An 18,409-nucleotide genomic window follows, 5' to 3' on the forward strand; every position below is an offset into this window, starting at 1 on the left:
AACGGTTGAGCTCGGCCAGCACCCCGGCGACGATGAGCCGGGTGCCGGCCGCCGCAGCCGCACCGGGCGCCTCGCCGGCAGTGCCTGTCGCACCATCCCGCGCCGCTCCGACCGCACCGGAAGCGTCGACCCGGCCGTCCTGCAGGCGCCTGGCGATCTGCTCTCCGAGGCGATCGACGTGGTCGAGGACCCGCTGGCGGTGCGGCATGTCCGCACGCTCGATCAGCGCATCCCGGCCTGCATCGAGCGCATCGCCCAGCGCGATCCGTTCAGCGGCCGCGTGGCCACCGGCGGCGTCGTCACCGCCGAGGACTCCTCCTGGCTGCTGAGCTGGACGGTCAACCGCCAGCCGCACTTCAAGAAGCAGCCGAAGGATCAGATCGTCGCCTGGGTCTACGGCCTGTTCGTCGACGTCAGCGGCGACTACGTGAAGAAGCCCCTGTCGCAGTGCACCGGTGAGGAGATCACCCAGGAGTGGCTCTGCCACCTGGGAGTGCCCGTGGAGGAGATCCCTGAGCTCGCTGCGACGGGCGCGCGGTGCGTGCCGGTCATGATGCTCTACGTGACGAGCTTCTTCATGCCCCGGCACGCCGGGGATCGGCCCCGGGTCGTCCCGGAGGGCGCCGTGAACTTCGCGTTCCTCGGGCAGTTCGCGGAGACCGGACGCGACACGATCTTCACCACCGAGTACTCGGCGCGCACCGGCATGGAGGCCGTCTACGAACTCCTCGACGTGGAGCGCGGCGTGCCGGAGCCCTGGGGCTCCATGTACGACGTGCGCGACCTCCTCGAGGCCTCGGCGCGCATGCGCGAGGGCAAGAAGGTGGAGATCCCCGGCCCGGCCCCGCTGCGCAGCTACCTGCGCGGAAGGCTCGAGCACGGAGAGATCGGCCAGCTCCTCGAGGAGCACGGCCTGATCTGAGCCTCGCGTCCGCCCGCCGGGCGCGCCTCGGGGCGGTCCCGGGGCGCGTCCGGTCTGCTTGCGCGTGGGCTAGAGGAGGTGTCGGGCAGCTCGTTCCAGAGCTCTGCACCGCCGTTCTGGGGGGGGCGGCCCGGCCTGCGCCGTTCGGCGCGTCAGTTTCCAGAGGCACCGCGTCCCCGGAACGGTGATAGAGCCCGCGAGCGTCGCGCCACGGACCACTCCCGAAGCACCGACGATCGATCGACAGCCCCGGGCAGGTTGCCCAGGACTGTCGATCGGTGAGCCTCGTCAGCTCGACGGCCGGCCTGCCTCGCCGGCGACGCCGTTCACGACGGGCGAGCCCTCCCCCGACGCAGTGCGGGCGACGTCAGGGAGCCGAGGCTCACTCGAGCCTCCGCGCAGCGGCGGAGACCGTGTCCTCGGACTGGAAGGACGCGAGAACGGTCACTTCGGTCGTCTCGAGGACAGAGGGGAGGCCGGGCACACGGATGTTGACGCGCCGTTCCCCCGCGGGCATGTTCCGCTCCATCTCGGCCAGGACGTTCTCGCCGTCCCAGACGAAGAGCTTCGCCGCTCCCTTCACCGGGGCATGGACCACTGCCGTGATGCGGTCCTTCTTCCTCTCCACCGACACGATCTCCAGATGAGGGCTGGTGGGGCTGTGGCCGCCGAGCGGCACACGGTCCCCGGCGCTCTGGATGATCGACAGCGGCGAGTCCACCGACCGAGCTGCGGTCGACGGAAGCACGGCGTCCTTCGGCTCGGAGCCCGCATCCTCCAGCCCTTCGAGAGAGACCTGCCCCCATCGCCAAGGGTCCGCGCGCACGCCGGCGAACGTGGACCAGCCGACCCGCACCTGCGCCGCCTGATTCTGGGTGTCGGAGTCGTTGATCAGGACGTTGAAGCCCATGTGGCGAGGATCGATGGCGTCCGGGAGCACGTCGAAGGGGATCTTGACCTCGAGGTCGTAGCCCGAGTACTCCTCCTCGTTGTCCGCCATGGTCACGGCGACCTCCATGCCCGGCGCGGTCTCCTCGGCGACTCCCTGGTGATTGTCGCGGTCCCGACCTGCTCCGGGCGGTCCGGTCATCGAGCCCATCGAGGGCATGATCCCGGCGATGAACGTCTCCGCGGTGTTCGCAGCGTTCCCCCGCGGGTCCACGTAGATCTCCACGGAATCAGTGCGACGCTGACGCTTGTTGTCGTCGACGGGCAGGATGGTGCCCCTCACATCGTCGGTGACGGAGACGAAGACGTAGAGGTTCTCGTCGTCGAAGGTGAGCCAGCAGTCGCCGCTCACTGACTCCGTGGTGCTGCCTGCAGCGCTGACCGGGTCCCAGATCGTGTCGACGGGGATCGGCTCGCCGGGGTACTCCTCCTCGTCGCGGACCCCGTCGATCACAGGGGCGGTGGTGGCTGGTTCGATGGCCCGGCTCGGCACGAGGTTCATGGTCGCCGTCCGCCGGGATCTGAAGCCCTCGGCCTCAGCGAGTAGCTTCACCTGCCAGGCACCCCCGTCCTGCCCGCGGTTCGCGGTCGGGACGGAATCGTCGGTGTTGGCGATCTCTACGGTGGACTGCATGCTGTCACCGGCGTCGATGGTCGGGACCTCGAGAGTCGAGGGCGTGGCGGAGAAGCCATCGGGGACCGTGATCTCGACCGAGCCGTTGTGAGGCCGCGTCGAATAGTTCCTGATGGTGATTCCGAGGTCCCGATTGCGTCCCTGGCCGACCGCGAAGAGCTCCGGCACGAGCGCGTCGAGATGCTTGAGGTCAAGGTTCTCCGTCCATTCGCGGAACTCGCGAATCTCCTCGAGCGGCTCGATGCTCGCCTCGAGGGCCCCGGCGGCTCGCACCGGTGCACTGGAGGTGCCGGCCATGCCCTCGGCCTCGATCGACACAGTCGCCTCGAGCCGCGCGGTGGTCCCCGGCTCGACCGATGCGTCGACGGTGACGTCGAAGGAGACGGAGGTGCTCTCACCGGCGTCGAGAGCCGGCAGGGCTCGAGCATCGCTCGCCGTCCATCCGTTCGGCCCTTGCAGTGTGACGGTCCCTGCGGAAAGGCCCTCCCCCTGAGGCGCGGTGACGACCACCTTCACGGGGAGCGGGTCGCCGGCGACGAACTCGTAGCGTTCAGGGGAGACCTCCAGGTGGGTCCCCAGCGGCAGGCCCCCGTCGATCGGCAGGGTGGCGCCGCGCAGGGCGGCGTCGCCGCCGCTCGTAGGATCCACCAGAGGCGTTCGCGTGTGCAGCAGCGTCATCCACGTGCTCGCGATCTTCTCCGGATCTGACGGACTGCCCTCGCGCTCGGCCCACCCCTGCGTCTCGTAGGTCCAGATGGCCTCATCCTTGATCGCGGACCACCGCTTGCCGTGGGCCTCGCTGGGAGTGCCGTCCCAGCAGCCGAACACGAGGTCGCTCTCGACCGTCGGGACGTAGCCCTCGGCCACGCTGTCGGGACCGGTCGTGCCGGTGCCGTTCGCCCCGCTCCGCAAGATGCGCTGCGGTGTCCACGCCGCGAAGCCCTCCTCGAGATGCTCGGGGAACACGGACGGGTCGCCGGAGCAGAGATACGCCTCGAGGGCGTACATCGCCGCTTGCTGGTGATTGCCGTGGTTGCCCTCGACGGCCGAGGGATTCATGGTCACGATGATCTCCGGGCGGGTCGCGCGCACCACGCGCACGATGCGGCCCAGCAGCTCCTCCCCGCCCCACACCTCCCGAGAAAGGGGTGCGCTGGCGGTGTAGAAGAAATCGAGGGCGTCGAGGTTGTAGATGTGCTCGATGCCTGCGAGCCCGACGGCATCTCGCTCCTCCGCCTCGCGGATGAGCCCCAGTGCGGGCCCCTCCTCGAGCCCGACGGCGTTTCCGCCGCCCTCGCCGCGCGTCGCAGTGATGACGCCGACTTTCATGTCGTGGAGCTCTCCCCACTGCCCGAGCGCCGCGAGGGTGCTGGCCTCGTCGTCGGGATGGGCCCCGATGAACAGGATATTGAGCTTCACGGAGTCCGATCCTTCCTCCGCGAGAGCGCGTTCTGCGGGAGTGAGGGTGAGGTTCGTGCCGGTGAATGCTGCGGCCAGACTGAAAGCGCCTGAGGCCTGCAGCACCCTGCGCCGGGAAGGTCGTGCGGATGACCAGTGACGATGCTGTTCCATGGATGTCCCTTCCGAGGTTCAGGCACCACCTCGGCGTGGCGCCCCTCATACTTCATAGCCTGAAGTAAGCACCTGAAACAAGTGGTCGACCCCGACGGTCCTCTCGTCGTCAACCGAGCCCAGTGCGCTTGAGCACCAGAGATCCAGCGGCAAGAGGCTCTTGCTCCACAGCTTTCTGCAGGCTATAAAGTAAGCATGTCGATGGTGACCCCGCCCGCAGCGAACGGCGCCCAGGGCTCGAAGCGCCTGCAGAGCGTCGTGCGTGCCCTGCTGGAGCACGGGACCATGTCTCGCACAGAGCTCGCGGCGCTCACCGGATACTCGCAGTCCTCCATGACCGGATCCATCCGCATGCTCATGCGGCTGGGACACGTGATGGAGACCGGCCGCGGCCGATCGACCGGCGGGCGCCGACGCACGATGCTCGAGTTCGACCGACGGAGCGTCCTGCTCATGCTGATCTCGGTGGACTCCGGCCATCTCGTCGCGCGCCAGGTCGATCTCTCCGGAACGGTTCATGTGCAGGTGCGTCGACGTCTCGACCCGGAGCGGCCTCTGGCCTCCGTGCTGAACGCCATTGACGCTCTCCAGGGGGCCGCGGAGTCGCCTTCGACCTGCGCGATCATCTCCTTGCCCGGGGTAGTCTCCGCCGAGGGCGATGTGTCTCTCGCGCCGGCGCTCGGACAGCCCACGGATCGCCGGCTCCAGGACGTCGTCGCAGAGGCGTCCGGCCTTCACACCATCGGCGAGAACGACGTGAACCTCCTGGCTCTCGGCGAGGCGGTGGGAGGGGCTGCCCAGGACGTCAAAGATTTCGGATTGATCTTCGTCGGGGACGGCATCGGCGGCGCGCTGGTGCTGGACGGCAGGGTCCACCGCGGCGTGTCGGGCTCGGCCGGCGAGATCGGCTTCCTGCCCTGGAACGGGACTCCGAGCAGCGGGGGGAGCGCGTTCGGTCCCCTCGAGTCGAACTGGTCCGTCTCCGCACTGCGCAGCAAAGCAGAAGACATCGGCATCGATGCAGCCGAGACGAACGTCGTCGAAGCGCTCGAGGGCAGCGACATGCCGGAGGCGCGAGTCCTGCTGGATGCAGCGATGGACGCGTGGGCCTACGCGGGGATCGTGCTCACCTGCGTCATCAATCCCGGGCGAGTGGTCTTCGCCGGCGGCGCCGTCCACCTCTCCGTGTCATCCCGGGCCGCGCTGTCGGCCAAGGTCCTCGCAGGGAGCCCCTCGCCCATCGAGGTCTGCTTCGCGGAGCTGGGGGACGGTGCCATCGTCAACGGCGCGATCTCGCATCTGCAGAGCGCTCCATGGATCTTCCTCCCGGAGGACGAGGAGCACCCTGATCCGCACCGGTCGACGGCAGGGCCCGACAAGGAACCTCCCGAAGAACTGTTGTCCTGACCACTGAAAACACCACTCAAAGGAGAGAACGATGTTCAACCGACGTAAGTACCTGCAGGGCACCGCACTGGTCGGCGCGACGGCGGCTCTGGCTGCCTGCGGATTGGACGGGGGCGGTGGCTCGGGGAGCAGCGAGGGAGGCGGGGAGGGCGGTCCGGTGCCCTTCACCATCTACACCGCTCGCGACAGCGAGCTCGCAGAGAAGGTCGTCGCAGATTTCGAGGCGGCGAACCCGGAGTGGGAGGGCATGGCGACCGTCCTGACCCTCGGGGCGCAGGAGGCTCTCGAGCGCGTGCGAGCGGAGAAGTCCAATCCGCAGGGGGACCTGTGGTGGGGCGGCACTCGTCAGCAGCTCTCCCAAGGAGCGGCCGACGGGATCCTGGCGCCGGCGCCGCAGGAGGTCATCGACGCGGTGCCCGAGGAATACCGGGACCCTGAGGGGCTCTGGGTCGGCGAGATGCTGCTGGCGGAGCTGTTCATGATCAACACCGAGATGATCAGCGGTGATGAGGTCCCCGCTGACTGGGACGACCTGCTGGGCTCGGAGTACGCGGGCAACATCGTGATCCGCGATGTCGAGGCCTCCGGGACCATGCGCGCGATCTACTGCGCCATGATCGATCGTCTCTATGACGACGAGGGCTCCGCCGAGGCCGGATACGAGTGGTTGCGCGGACTCGATGCGAACACCGCCACCTACGCCGCGAACCCGACGGACATGTACCAGCGGGTCAGCCGTCAGGAGGCTGCGCTCTCCCTGTGGAATCTGCAGGACATCATGCTGCAGAAGAACGGGGATTTCCCGATGTTCGATGCGGTGGTCCCCTCCTCGGGGGCGCCGATGCTGGTCGACGGACTCGCCAAGATCGCCGGTGGCCCTGGCGGTGCCGGAGCGGATGCCTTCATCAGCTACCTGATGAGCGTCGAGGTGCAGACGGCCATGGCCGAGGAGCATTTCCAGATCCCCGCCATCGAGCTCGAGGAGGAGCCGCAGTGGCTCGCCGAGCTCGGGCTCGAGGAGATGGAACTCGACTGGGACCGCATCGCCGAGAACGAGGACGAGTGGATCGGTCACTGGGCCAGCAGCATCAAGGGCAAGGGCTGAACGCTCAGCACTGGAACGGCAGGGGCCAGGCCCGTGCGGGGCGGGCCCCTGCCCTCATCTTCGGAGGAACCTATGAACTCAGTCGACCTCGAGAACGTCACCAAGGTCTACGGCGGCAGCACGCCCTCCGTCGACGACCTCACCCTGACGGTCGGGGACGGTGAATTCTTCACGCTGCTCGGACCGTCGGGCTGCGGGAAGTCGACCACCCTGCGCATGATCGCGGGTTTCATCAACCCCACTTCGGGACGGATCCGCTTCGGCGAGCGCGACGTCACGAACCTGCCCCCGCACCGGCGGGACACCGGCATGGTCTTCCAGAACTACGCGCTGTTCCCCCACATGGACGTCGCCGGGAACGTGGCCTACGGACTCTCGATGCGAGGGGTCGCGAAGTCCGAGAAGCGCTCTCGCATCGATGAGGCGCTGGCGATGGTGGGGCTGACCGGGTACGCGGACCGCCGCATCGATCAGCTCTCCGGCGGACAGCAGCAGCGAGTGGCGCTCGCACGAGCCCTGGTGATCCAGCCGTCCGTGCTGCTCCTCGACGAGCCGCTGTCGAACCTGGACGCCAAGCTGCGCGAGGAGACCCGTGCACAGATCCGCCAGATCCAGCAGCGCGCCCGCACCACGAGCGTCTACGTCACCCACGACCAGTCCGAGGCGATGGCGATGTCCGACCGGATCGCCGTGATGAACGCGGGCGTGCTGCATCAGGTCGGGGCGCCTCGGGAGATCTATCGTCGACCTGCGACGAGCTTCGTGGCCCGCTTCATCGGCCGGTCCAACGTGCTCTCCGGGACCGTCGAGGAGGCCGGGACCGAGCGTCTCTCCGTCCGACTCGACGGGGGCGAGGTGCTTCAGGCGCCGGTGTCGGAGGGGACCCTCTCCGCACGGGTCGCCGGGGGTGATGCCGTCGCCCTCTCGGTCCGGCCGGAGACGATGCGCATCGAAGCGGTCCCCGAAGGCAGCGGCACCGTCGTAGGAGGCGTGCGCGCGACCGTTCGCATGACCGAGTTCACCGGGTCGAGCTGTGTGATCTGGCTGCGGTACGGCGACGAGGATCTGCTGGCGACCATCCCCGACACCGACGACCTTCCGGAAGCTGGCGACGAGGTGCTGCTTCGCCCCGACACTGCTCGCACCTGGGTGGTGGCGCCATGACGCTCACTGCTCGTCCCGCCGCGGCCACCGCGCCGAAGCCACGCCGGAATCGCCTGCAACTCACCGCGTCGGACCGCTTCGTCTACGTGCTCGCGATCCCGTTGGTGCTGATCCTGCTCGTCTACATCGTCTTCCCGATGATCGCGACGGTGTTCACATCGGCCGAGGACGGCGGCGCGGCCTATGCCGACTTCGTCTCCGGGAACTCGCGGCAGGCCCTCGTGCTCTCCGTGGGGATCTCGCTGGCCTCGGTATTGACCGCAGGCGTGGTCGGCACCGGGCTCGCCGTGCTGCTGACCCGTTTCAGCTTCCCCGGACGTTCCGTGCTGAAGGTCTTCGCGCTGCTGCCGCTGGCGCTGCCGCCGCTGATCGGCGCGCTCTCGTTCTACTACCTCTATGGCACGAGCGGGATCATCCCTCGCGTGCTGGCCGAGGTGACCGGCGTCCCCGCGTCGTCCCTGTCCTTCGACGGGATCGCTGGGGTGATGCTCGTGCACACGCTCACGATGTACCCGTACTTCTACCTGTCCGTGAGCGCAGGGCTCTCCGGGAGCGACGCGTCCCTGGAGGAGGCGGCGATGAACCTCGGAGCGAGCCGCTCGACGATGTGGCGCACCGTGCTCCTCCCGATGCTCACCCCTGCGCTGGTCTCCGGCGCGCTCCTGACGTTCATGGTGTCGATGGCGTCCTTCACCGCGCCGCAGTTCTACAACGTCAACACGCTCACCATGCGTATCGTCGCGGCCAAGACCTCCGGCGCCTACGATCTCGCGGCGGCGCAGTCCACAGTGCTGTCGGTGGTGTCGATCCTGTTCCTTCTCCTGATGCGCTGGTATCAGAACCGACGCCTGACCCGCTCGATGTCGAAGGGCACGCCGCAGACGGTCAAGACCGTTCAGGGCATCCTCCCTCAGATCCTCGCCGCGATCGGCTCCGCCGTGATCGTGCTGGTCCTCGCCGCGCCCGTGGCCGCGATCGTGCTTCTCGCCTTCACCGTGAACGGCACCTGGACCACGCAGATCATCCCGCCCGAGTACACGCTGCAGAACTTCATCGACATCTTCACCGAGCCGCGCAGTCTGCGGCCGCTGCTGGTGTCCTCCCAGATGTCGGCGGTCGCGATGGCCGCGTCGATCGTGGTGGGGGTGCTGACCGCCTGGGTGATCGCTCGGTGGAAGGGCAAGGGCGCGGGAGTCCTCGACCTGATGATCATGCTGCCGTGGGCGCTGCCCGGCACGGTCGTGGGCATCAACATCGTCACCGCGTTCGCGTCCCCGACTCCGTTCAACCTCGGACAGGTGTTCCTCGGGTCACTGTGGATCCTGCCGCTGGCGTACTTCATCCGCTTCGTGCCGTTGGTCTTCCGCAACGCCGCCGCGTCGCTCGCCCAGATCGATCCCTCCGTGGAGGAGGCCGCGCAGAATCTCGGTGCCGGACCTCTCCGGACCCTGCGCACGATCACGCTGCCGCTCATGGCGCGCGGTGTGATCGCCGGTGCGCTGCTCGCGTTCGTCCAGGGCTTCGGCGAGTACGTTGCCTCCGTGGTCATCTACCCGGCCCGCTTCGTGCCGCTCTCGGTGGAGATCTACAACCGTCAGTACGCCAATGATCTGGGCACGGCCTTCGCCTACGGCTCGCTCCAGGTGCTCGCCATCCTGATCGTCCTGATCATCTCGGAGGTCCTGGAGAAGCCGGGACGCTTCACTCGCCGTCGTCGTCGCACCGGCGACATCGCTGAAACCGCCGCAGCCACCGCTGCGTGAGAGGAGACCCTGTTGACGCAGTACAACACCGCACCCGAGCCCGAGGCCGGCCATCGCGCGCCGCTGCGAGACCGTGACGATCTGTCGATCTACTGGGACAACCATCTCCGCGTCGCGTTCGAGCAGTCGGCGCCGCACGATCTGCCCGCGATGGTCGAGGCGAGCCTCGCGCACGTCACGATGCTGCGCGAGACGAAGGCGCTCCCTGAGCCCCGCGCGGATCGGCTGCTGCGAGGGCTGCTGACCCTCTGGCAGAGGTGGGGCGATGCAGAGTCGTCGGAGGACTGGCGCCCGCGCGTCGCCTCGCATCCCTTCGACGGATCCGTGGAAGATCCCTACTACTACCTCGAGCAGCAGCTCGCCGCCGCATGCGGCATCAGCACCTCGGACCTGGACGTCCAGCTCGCCCGCAGCCGCAACGACCTGGACGCCGGCGTCTTCCGGATGATCCTGCGCCGGGGCATCCTGGATCTCGCCGAGATCCTCCTGCAGACGGTCCGCGATTTAGAGGAGGTCGCGGCGCGCACGGCGGATGCCCTGCTCATCGGGCACACGCACCGCCGGCCGGCACAGCCCACCACCATCGCCCACGTCCTCTCGGGCCTTGCCGAAGCCATGCTCTCGCAGGCCGAGGAGCTGCTGTCCGTCTACGACGAGATGAACGTCTCGCCGCTCGGCTCCGCCGCCTTCACCGGCACGGACATCGCGATCGACGCGCAGCGCGTGGCCGATCTGCTGGGGTTCTCGAGCTCCTTCACCGCCTCCTACGAGGCAGTCGCCGGCGCCGAGCACTTCATGAGACTCGCCGGCCTGCACGCGCGCGTCGCGTCGACCGGTGCTCGCTGGGCGCGCGTGCTCCAGGAGTGGATGAACCTGGGCTGGGTGCGCATGCCCGACGAGTTCACCCAGGGCTCCTCGATCATGCCGCAGAAGAAGAACCCCGTGGTGCTCGAGCACCTGGTCTCCATGTCCGGAGCTGCCAACGGGGAGGCGAATGCCGTGTTCACGACGATCGCCGCCGGCTGGTACGAGGACTCGAACAACGCGACCACCGATGTCCAGAAGCATCTGTGGTCCTCCACCGAGCGCATCATCCGTTTCGTGCGCCTGCTCGACGGGCTCACGCTCGAGATCGAGCCCGCCGACCTCCCCTCCGATGAGGACATCGTCCGATCCGGCGCCACGACCACCGCGGTGGCCGAGGCGCTCGCCGGTCAGTCGGTGCCCTGGCGCAGCGCTCATGACGTGGTGGGAACGCTGTTCCGACAGGGGGACCCGACCACGTGGAGTGCGGACCAGGTGGAGGAAGCACTCGCTGGAGCCGGCATCGACGACGACGGGTCTCTGCGCGACCTGGTCCTCTCCTCCGGACGGGACCCGCGAAGGATCCTCGAGCGCGAGCAGCCCGGGTCCCCGGGACGGCAGGCCATCGCGGTCGCCCTCCAGCACGCCGAGCAGCGGGAGCGCTCTTTGTCGGCGCAGTTCCAGGAACGGCGGCGTTTGCTGACCGACGCTCGTGAGCGGCTGCTCACTACCGTAACTGACCTGGTCGGAACTGCATCCACCGCGTGCACGCTCAGCGTCATCGGCAATGCGAACCTCGACGTCATCGTCCATGCGGCGACGTCGTTCCCGCCGGCGGGAACCGAGCAGATCGTGCCGGAGATCGAAGTGCGGCTGGGAGGATCGGCCGCGATCGCCGCTCAGCGTGCGGCACAGCTGGGCCTCGCTGCTCGACTGACAGCGAAGGTGGGAGACGACGCCTCCGGGCGGATGGTGCGCGCTCTCGCGGAGACCGAAGGGCTTGCACTCGATCTGATCAGCTCACCATCGACGGATTCCGGGCTGACGGTCGTCGCAGAGGAGGAGGGCAGTGAACGCTCCTTCCTCTCGTCGCTCGGTGCGATGGGCACGTTCGCTTCGGAGGACCTGCCCCCCGAGGCGTTCCAGGCGCAGTACGTGCTGTTCAGCGGGTACTTCCTCCTTCCGGAGCTTCAAGGCGCGTCGGCGGCCTCGCTCCTCCGCGAGGCACAGAGGAGCGGAGCGACCACCGCGGTCGACACCGGCCACCCGGATGGCGGATGGAGCGACGACTTCCGTGACGAGCTCTTCGAGCACGTCCTGCCCCATACCGACATCGTCCTGCCGAACGAGAGCGAGCTGCGGGGGCTCACCGACCTCGAGGACGTCGAGGACGCGGCGCGCGATCTCGCCGTGCGCTCCGGGGCACTGGTGGTGGCGAAGCTGGGTGCAGAAGGCGGTCTCCTGTGCGGTGGGGAGGAGCTGTATCGCGTGACTGCTCCTGAGGTGAAGGTTCGGGACACGACCGGAGCGGGAGATAGCTTCAATGCCGTCTTCCTCGGAGTGCTCAGCAGGGGGGTGCGTGCTCGTGAGGCGCTCGAGACGGCAGTCGCTACAGCGTCGCAGCTGGTCGCCCTGGATCCCCAGGAGAGGGATCAGCATCTGCGCTCCCTGCGCGGCTGAGCGAGTGAGGTGAGCGCGCGGAAGGTGCCCGGCTTCGGCCGGGCACCTTCTTGCATGACGGCACCGGCATCTGGCCCCGAGGGTCTTCAGCCCGTACATGATGAGGATGAGGAGATGTCTGCTGGGCTGATGAAAGTGTCCGCGATCGACGTGTTCACCGTGTACCTCCCGGTGCTCGGCCTCGAGCGAGGGCTCTACGCCGGGCGGTCAGTCTGCTGCTCGTGGTCCGCGCCCTTACCTCGCTCGTCAGCCGCGTCCTGCTCGAGCCGATGGTGAACCGCTTCGGAGTGAACCGAGTGCTCACGGGGACGATCGCGATCGCGGTCGTCTCAATGGGGCCGTGCGGCTGATCGGCTGGATACCGTTGCTCGTCGCGGTGATGGTCCCGTTCGGGCTGGGCCTCGGCCTCGCCCAGCCGATCAACATGGCGTGGGTCGCGGCGCTGGCCGCCGGGGGAGTGCTCGGCGTCGTGACCGTCAGTCTTCTGGTCGGCGGCGTGATCGCGAAGCGTGTGGATGTGGTGGACGGGAGTGGGAAGGCTCCATGGAACGGTGCCGAGGAACACCTCGTTGAGCAGTTTGTCGGGATGAAACATCGCGAGGTTGGACGTCCTGCGGCGCATGAGGCTCGGTGCCATGGATCGTGCTGCCCGGATCACTCCGCGGGCTTGACCACCTTCATGCCGGCGGAACCGGGCTCCAGTTCGAGGATGGTCTGATCCGACTCGGAGAGGATCGGGATCCCGTCCGGTGCGGAGTGGAGCACTCGGGCCATCCGGCTGAAGCTCGTGCGTGCGGTGAGCGTGCCCTTGCCGGCGAACGCGACGGGGACCTTGCTCGAATCGAGCTGCATGACGCTGAGGTCCTCGAGCAGTCCCACCAGCCGTGATTGCTGCTCGGCGATATCGGTGAGCTCGCTGCGCAGCACCGCCTCGACGTGGGTGAGGGACCGGTTGGGGTTCGAGAACTCAGCGGCTACCTTCTCCAGGACCACCACGCGAGCTCGGAGGGCGAGCGCCTCGTAGGTCTGTGCGACCATCCGCTCGAAGTCGCCCGTCGGATCGTCGCGCTTGCCGACCAGCTCCTTCATCAGATCGGGGGCGTAGACGCGGTCGGCATCGGTGTGCTTGGCGACTGTGTCGGTCCAGCGGCTGAGGCGGCTGGTGTAGCTGCTGGTCAGCGTGTCCAGCTCCCCGAAGGCATGGGCGGCGGAGGAGATGGACGGAATGCTCGCCTGGTCCAGCAGGTAGCCGGCCACCCGACTCGCCTGACGGCCGGCAGTGGCGAGGATCGACCGCTCCTCCTGGTCCGCCCTGTTCTGCAGGTCCACCAGCACGCGGGAGATCGAGTCGAGCTTCTTGTTCATCTGCTGCTGCGCGAGCATCTCCGAGGCGACCGCCAGTCCGACGGTAGCGATGAGCGGACCCGCGGCGAGGGTCGCACCAGTCCCCGACGCAGCAGGGACGAGACGGGCCTGGCCCGCGATCTTCGTGGACCCCGTCCCGCGGACCAGTCCTCGGAAGCCTCCGCCCACTGCAGGGACAAGATCGCGGGCGATCGCACCGGTGGGCGTGAACACGCGATAGAGCCCCTGGGCTGTCTCTGCGCGACTGAACTGGGCCGTGACCTGGCTGATCGCCTTGGCAAAGGCGCCGGTGCCCTGTGCCACCATCCCGGACGGTGCACTCTTCGTAGCTGTGGGGACGTGATCGATGAGGAGCGCCTCGCGGTTCAGGAGCATCCGCAGCATCGCTTCCGTGCTCGGCTCCGACGCGAGCGGGACGAGCGGGACGATGGCTGCTTCTTGCGAGGAATCCACGGGGCCTCCAGTTCTCAAGGGGTGAATCCATCTTCTCATCTGGGGCCGACACTTCACCGGCTGACGCTCAAGCGCTGATCGCGGCCTCGGGGAGCGAAGCCCGGGTGAGTATGGAGGGATCGCAGCGCGGGAACGCCAACAGGGGCTGAGGGCAAGCGAAGCGCAGGCACAGGGCAGTTGCCGTAGAGATGATGAGGCGGACGTCGGCTCGGCGATGAGCGATCAGTCGACGTTCTCGAGGCGAAGAGCTTCTGCCGGCGGAAGGTCGATACGAGAGGGCGGAGCGCACCGGTCACCTCGCCACGTGGGGATTCCGGACGCAATGCTCGCCGACCTATCCCGCGAAGATCGCCAGCACGGCATCGCGCAGGCGGACGTCGTCGGCCGGGAGACCTTCCATCACCTCGACCAGGCTCACGCCGGTGTGCGCGATGCGGGAGGGGCCGCCGACGGTCGGATCCTTGAGATCCACGAACACTTGCGAGTAGTCGGGATTCTCGAGTTTTCGAGGGACTCGCTCCATCTCCATCACCGCGGTCGGTCCGAACACGAGGAAGACGGTGGGATGGCCCGCGGTGCGTCGCAGCTCGACGCCCCACGTCCACAGGCCGGCAAAGCGGGTGACGACCTGATCGATCGGTCCGGTCGAGAGCTGATCGTTGATCTGCTTCATGAGCACTGTGTCGGCATAGGCACCCAGCCTGCGCTTCGTCTCTGCAAGCAGTTCGCGACTCTCCTGGAGCTGGCGGCGGGCCTGCGCCGCGATGAGGTCGCCGAACTCCTCTGCAGCGCGGTGATGGGGCTGATAGCCGTATCGCGCGGACTCACCCGTCTCGCACATCGCGGTGAGGAAGGCGAAGGTGTCGTCGGTGTTCATCGCTGCGGGTCCTTCCACGAAGTGCTCGAACAGCTGGCGGAGAAAGAAGTGCTGGTCGGGATGTTTCCTCGTCCACGCTCGGTCGTTGGTCGTGTGCGAGCGGACGGCGTCCAACAGCTCGGCGTAGGTGATCGCGGCTGCCTGCTCCCAGCCGTCGCGCTGGTGGTGCCTCTCGCGGCGCTGGCAAAGCAGGACGACCGCCGCGTCGCGGTCGCCGGCCCTGCCGAGCGTGAGGTAGCGGTGAAAATCGTGGCCGTGCCCGTCGGACGTCCCGTAGTTCTCGACGACCACGGCCGCGCTCGGCGAGGACAGCAGGATGTCAGCGATATCGGCGGACTCAGGGTTGGGAAGGCCCTCGTGCCCGGGAGTGACGACCTCCTGGGCCACCTCGTAGCCGGACCTCGGAAGCTGGACTTCGGCGGGGAGGTGCGCATTGACGAGATCGAGAAACAACCCCTGCACTGCATCTCCGAGCTCGTGAGTCCCCTCGGGATCGAGCAGCCAGGCGAAGACGTTCGACAGCTGCTTCTCGTGGGTGCCGTGGTGCATCACGCGGAACACATTGAACTGCTCAGCCAGACTCCGAGAGAGGGACGGCACCAGTGCGGTCACGAGTTCGGGTGCGATGGCGGGAGGGGCAGCCATGAATCGAGAGTAACGGCGATGGGCGAGCGACACAGGGCATCGGCGAGCATGGAGGTGGGGAGATCCTGGCAGTGGATGCGGGACAGCGCGTGGTGCGGGTAGGTTGCGGGGCATACCGTGTGATGTGGAATGGTGACGTCCCGAAGGATCGCGGCGGGCTCCGCAGGTGAGCAGGCGTGACAGTCCGTAGGAGAGTTGTGGCAGCAATATTCAAAACGGTTTCTTGGCAAGTGGATCAGCTGGTCTCCGGAGTCCAGCAAGGGAGCATCAGTCTTCCGGATCTGCAACGCCCCTTCGTGTGGCCTGCGACCAAGGTCCGTGACCTCTTCGACTCGATGTACCGCGGCTACCCAGTCGGGACATTGATGTTCTGGGACGTCTCGGAGCAAGACTCGACCCGGGCGATCTCCGGCACCGCCACTATCTCGGCCTCCCACCAGATCGTCGATGGCCAGCAGCGCCTCACGAGCCTCTATGCCGCGATGAAGGGGTTGGAGGTACAAGACGACAACTACCGGCGCAAGTCGATCAGGATCGCTTTCCATCCTTACACCGAACGTTTTGAGGTGGCCACGGCGGCCACGGAGCGATCGGTGGAGTGGATCCACGACATCGCTACCGTCTTCCGGTCTCCCTACGACGCGCAAGAGGACTTCCTCGAGGGGCTCGAGGATGCAGGTCGGAACCTCGCCAGGGACGACAAACGCAGGTTGGGAGAGGTATTCAAGAAACTCGAGGGGCTGAAGCAGTACCAGTTCGAGGTCGTCCACATCCAGAAGGACGTCGACAAGAGACTGGTCGCCGACGTCTTCGTGCGCATCAACTCCGAGGGAATGAACCTCAAGGCATACGACTACATCCTCACCTGGCTCAGCGTCTTCTGGCCCGACGGTCGCGACCAGATCGAGCAATTCGCGAGGGCGTCCCGGATGACGCCCGAACGAGCTTCGGAGATCGCAGGTCAGCGCGTGACCTGGACGCCGAAGAACCCGTACCTGGCTGTGGAGACGGGGCATCTCGTGCGTGCCATGGTTGCTCTCGGGCAGAACCGGGCCAAGCTGATTGACGCCTACGCGAACCTCCAGGCGAAGGACCGTGCCACGGGGCAGGTTGACGGAGACAAGCAGGAGCGAGAGCTCGAGAAGCTGCGCCAGGCGTTACCGATTGTCACTGATCGCATCAACTGGACCGAGTTCATCCGATCCATCCAGATCGCGGGCTTCCGCTCTCATGCGGGCATCACGTCTAACATGAACATCGTCGCGAGCTACGTGATCTTCCTGCTTGGCCGTACGCGGTATTCGGTCGAACTTGTGCGTCTCAGGACCCTCATCGCGCGCTGGTTCTTCATGTCCCAGTTGACGGGAAGGTACACAGGGTCGAGCGAGTCGCAGATCCAGAAGGACCTCGACATGTTCGCGGAGATCCCCGCAGGTGACGCCGACGAGTTCGCGACACTCGTGGACAAGACGATCTCCATCTCGGTCACGAACGACTTCTGGGAGTTCAACGCGCCGCAGTCTCTGGTGTCATCGAGTTACAAGCTCTCGCCGGTCTATCAGTGTTACCTCGCAGCGCTGAACTATCTGGACGCTGACATGTTCATGTTGCGGATGAAGGTTCGCGAGTGGATGGATCCGGCGCTCCCGGCGGTGAAGGGGCAGGAGGGTCATCACCTGGTTCCACGGAGTTACCAGGAGAAGGTGCTCGGTATCACTGACACCAAGAGGATCAACCAGGTTGCGAATTTCGCGCCGACGGACTGGCACACGAACGTGCAGATCTCAGATCGTGCGCCGGCTGACTACTGGCCGGAGCTGGAAAGTGAACGTGGCGGCGACGGGACGTGGATGAAGAAGCAGCGGTACTGGCATGCTTTGCCGGACCAGTGGCATCTGCTGCCCTACGAAGAGTTCCTGGCACAGCGGCGGAAGCTGATCGCTCAGGTCACTCGCGATGCGTTCGAGCGCCTGGGTTGTGACGGCCAGGGCTCGCTCGCGGGCTCCCTGGACCTCGCTGCGGAGGCGGCGGCCGATGAAGCGAGCCTCGCGACGCTTCTCGACGGCGGCTATCTCGTGCCCGGAGATCAGCTCGACCCTGTCGACCCGGAGTGGGTCGTCGATGCAGTTGTCACCGAGGACGGGACCATTCAGATCGACGGAGTCCACGAGTTCGACAGCCTCGACGAAGCCGCTCGGTACCTCGAGGTCACGAACGTCAGCGGCTTCGAGTTCTGGGCACTCGAGAAGGACGGCGGCATCGCTCCGCTGGCGGATGTCGTCGCGAGCGGACCACGAGGCGAAGTGGCGAGTTGACCTTCTGGGCTCTGGCTCGATCAGCCCACTGCGTGACGCGACTCCCGAAGAATGGAGCTTGGGTCGCTGATACCTGAACGCGCATCAATCCCGACTCTGTCATTCCGTGGCGGTGGCAGCGGCCTCCAACTGATCAGCCTTGCCCGTTGGGATCGAGGCTCCGCGCTTACGAGTGAAGATGTCACGGGCAGTGTCCATGCGGATGCTGCGCTGCTCAACAGGCTCCAGGTTCGCAATGAAGGGTTCCAGCGCAGTCAGTGTGAGTTGCACCTGCTTCGCCTCTCGCTCTTGCTTGCGGTGCTGTGCGGATTCACGCTGGAGGAAGTAGCCGACGGCAGCGGCGCCGCCAGGTGCCCCGATCTTCTGGAAGACCATCTCCCACCAGGTCGATTCGCCTCCGAAACCGAAAAATGACATCCCCGCTGCAGTGAGGAAGTAGAATGCGGCGATCGTGAACGCAACGACTGCTGCTATGCGCCAACGGTCCGCGATCTTCGCCTGTGCCGTTGCGTATGCTTCGTAGTCAGAAGCCGTGGCATTGACACCCACCGCAGCCAGGACGTTGCGCGATTGTTCCTCGTGCTCCGTCATTAGAGCCATGTGCTCGTCGATTCGTCCTTGGTTTTCAGGCTCTTCGCATCTGAGGGTGTAGGTGCGGGTCACGGGGTGGGCGCGTCGGTGCCGGGATAGACGTCGAGGTCTCCCGATGATGGAAGTTCTGACGCTCGCCATCTGGAAGACCTCGACGTGCCCCA

11 protein-coding genes and 1 pseudogene are annotated in these 18,409 nt (G+C 66.8%); 8 read left to right on the forward strand and 4 right to left on the reverse strand.

Going from position 1 to position 18,409, the window contains the following annotated elements; all coding sequences use genetic code 11:
* Positions 1-208: 208 nt before the first annotated feature.
* Positions 209-922, forward strand: a pseudogene (locus DS079_RS16345) (oleate hydratase); the annotation flags it as partial.
* Between the two features lie 382 nt (positions 923-1,304).
* Here DS079_RS16345 and DS079_RS16350 read toward each other — a convergent pair.
* On the reverse strand, positions 1,305-3,923 hold the full coding sequence (locus DS079_RS16350) for a sugar-binding protein (RefSeq protein ID WP_164736304.1): 2,619 nt from the start codon (positions 3,921-3,923) through the stop codon (positions 1,305-1,307).
* A 606-nt stretch (positions 3,924-4,529) separates the two neighbouring features.
* Between DS079_RS16350 and DS079_RS16355 the strand changes: the two genes are divergently transcribed.
* The 6 genes from DS079_RS16355 to DS079_RS16380 all read left to right on the forward strand — a co-directional run bounded on the left by DS079_RS16355 (position 4,530) and on the right by DS079_RS16380 (position 12,717).
* Positions 4,530-5,483, forward strand: coding sequence for an ROK family protein (locus DS079_RS16355; RefSeq protein ID WP_164736305.1), 954 nt, complete (start codon positions 4,530-4,532; stop codon positions 5,481-5,483).
* Between the two features lie 31 nt (positions 5,484-5,514).
* Positions 5,515-6,588 carry a substrate-binding domain-containing protein gene (locus tag DS079_RS16360; protein ID WP_126988839.1) on the forward strand — a complete coding sequence of 358 codons (1,074 nt, stop codon included), beginning with the start codon at positions 5,515-5,517 and terminating at the stop codon, positions 6,586-6,588.
* Positions 6,589-6,660: 72 nt separating this feature from the next.
* The gene (locus tag DS079_RS16365; RefSeq protein ID WP_126988840.1) at positions 6,661-7,752 is read left to right on the forward strand and encodes an ABC transporter ATP-binding protein; all 1,092 of its coding nucleotides are present in this window, start codon (positions 6,661-6,663) and stop codon (positions 7,750-7,752) included.
* Positions 7,749-9,515: an ABC transporter permease gene (locus DS079_RS16370; protein ID WP_126988841.1), complete on the forward strand. Its 1,767-nt coding sequence runs from the start codon at positions 7,749-7,751 to the stop codon at positions 9,513-9,515. Before DS079_RS16365 ends, DS079_RS16370 begins: the two co-directional genes overlap by 4 nt.
* A gap of 12 nt (positions 9,516-9,527) precedes the next feature.
* Complete coding sequence (locus tag DS079_RS16375) at positions 9,528-11,999, forward strand: PfkB family carbohydrate kinase (RefSeq protein WP_126988842.1); 2,472 nt, start codon at positions 9,528-9,530, stop codon at positions 11,997-11,999.
* A 340-nt stretch (positions 12,000-12,339) separates the two neighbouring features.
* Positions 12,340-12,717, forward strand: coding sequence for a hypothetical protein (locus DS079_RS16380; protein WP_126988843.1), 378 nt, complete (start codon positions 12,340-12,342; stop codon positions 12,715-12,717).
* Here the strand turns inward: DS079_RS16380 and DS079_RS16385 are convergent.
* Positions 12,654-13,817 (reverse strand): hypothetical protein, encoded by a 1,164-nt coding sequence (locus DS079_RS16385; RefSeq protein WP_126988844.1) that lies wholly within the window; start codon positions 13,815-13,817, stop codon positions 12,654-12,656. The genes DS079_RS16380 and DS079_RS16385 overlap by 64 nt on opposite strands.
* A 334-nt stretch (positions 13,818-14,151) precedes the next feature.
* Positions 14,152-15,339 carry a PD-(D/E)XK nuclease family protein gene (locus DS079_RS16390; protein ID WP_126988845.1) on the reverse strand — a complete coding sequence of 396 codons (1,188 nt, stop codon included), beginning with the start codon at positions 15,337-15,339 and terminating at the stop codon, positions 14,152-14,154.
* A gap of 230 nt (positions 15,340-15,569) precedes the next feature.
* Here DS079_RS16390 and DS079_RS16395 point away from each other — a divergent pair, with 230 nt between their 5' ends.
* Positions 15,570-17,654 carry a GmrSD restriction endonuclease domain-containing protein gene (locus tag DS079_RS16395; protein WP_206516187.1) on the forward strand — a complete coding sequence of 695 codons (2,085 nt, stop codon included), beginning with the start codon at positions 15,570-15,572 and terminating at the stop codon, positions 17,652-17,654.
* A gap of 99 nt (positions 17,655-17,753) precedes the next feature.
* On the opposite strand, the gene DS079_RS16400 is transcribed toward DS079_RS16395, so the two are convergent.
* Positions 17,754-18,409: hypothetical protein (locus tag DS079_RS16400; protein ID WP_206516188.1), on the reverse strand; the 656-nt coding region annotated here is incomplete at its 5' end.

It is taken from the genome of Brachybacterium paraconglomeratum, from assembly GCF_003994255.1.
Taxonomy (GTDB): domain Bacteria; phylum Actinomycetota; class Actinomycetes; order Actinomycetales; family Dermabacteraceae; genus Brachybacterium; species Brachybacterium conglomeratum.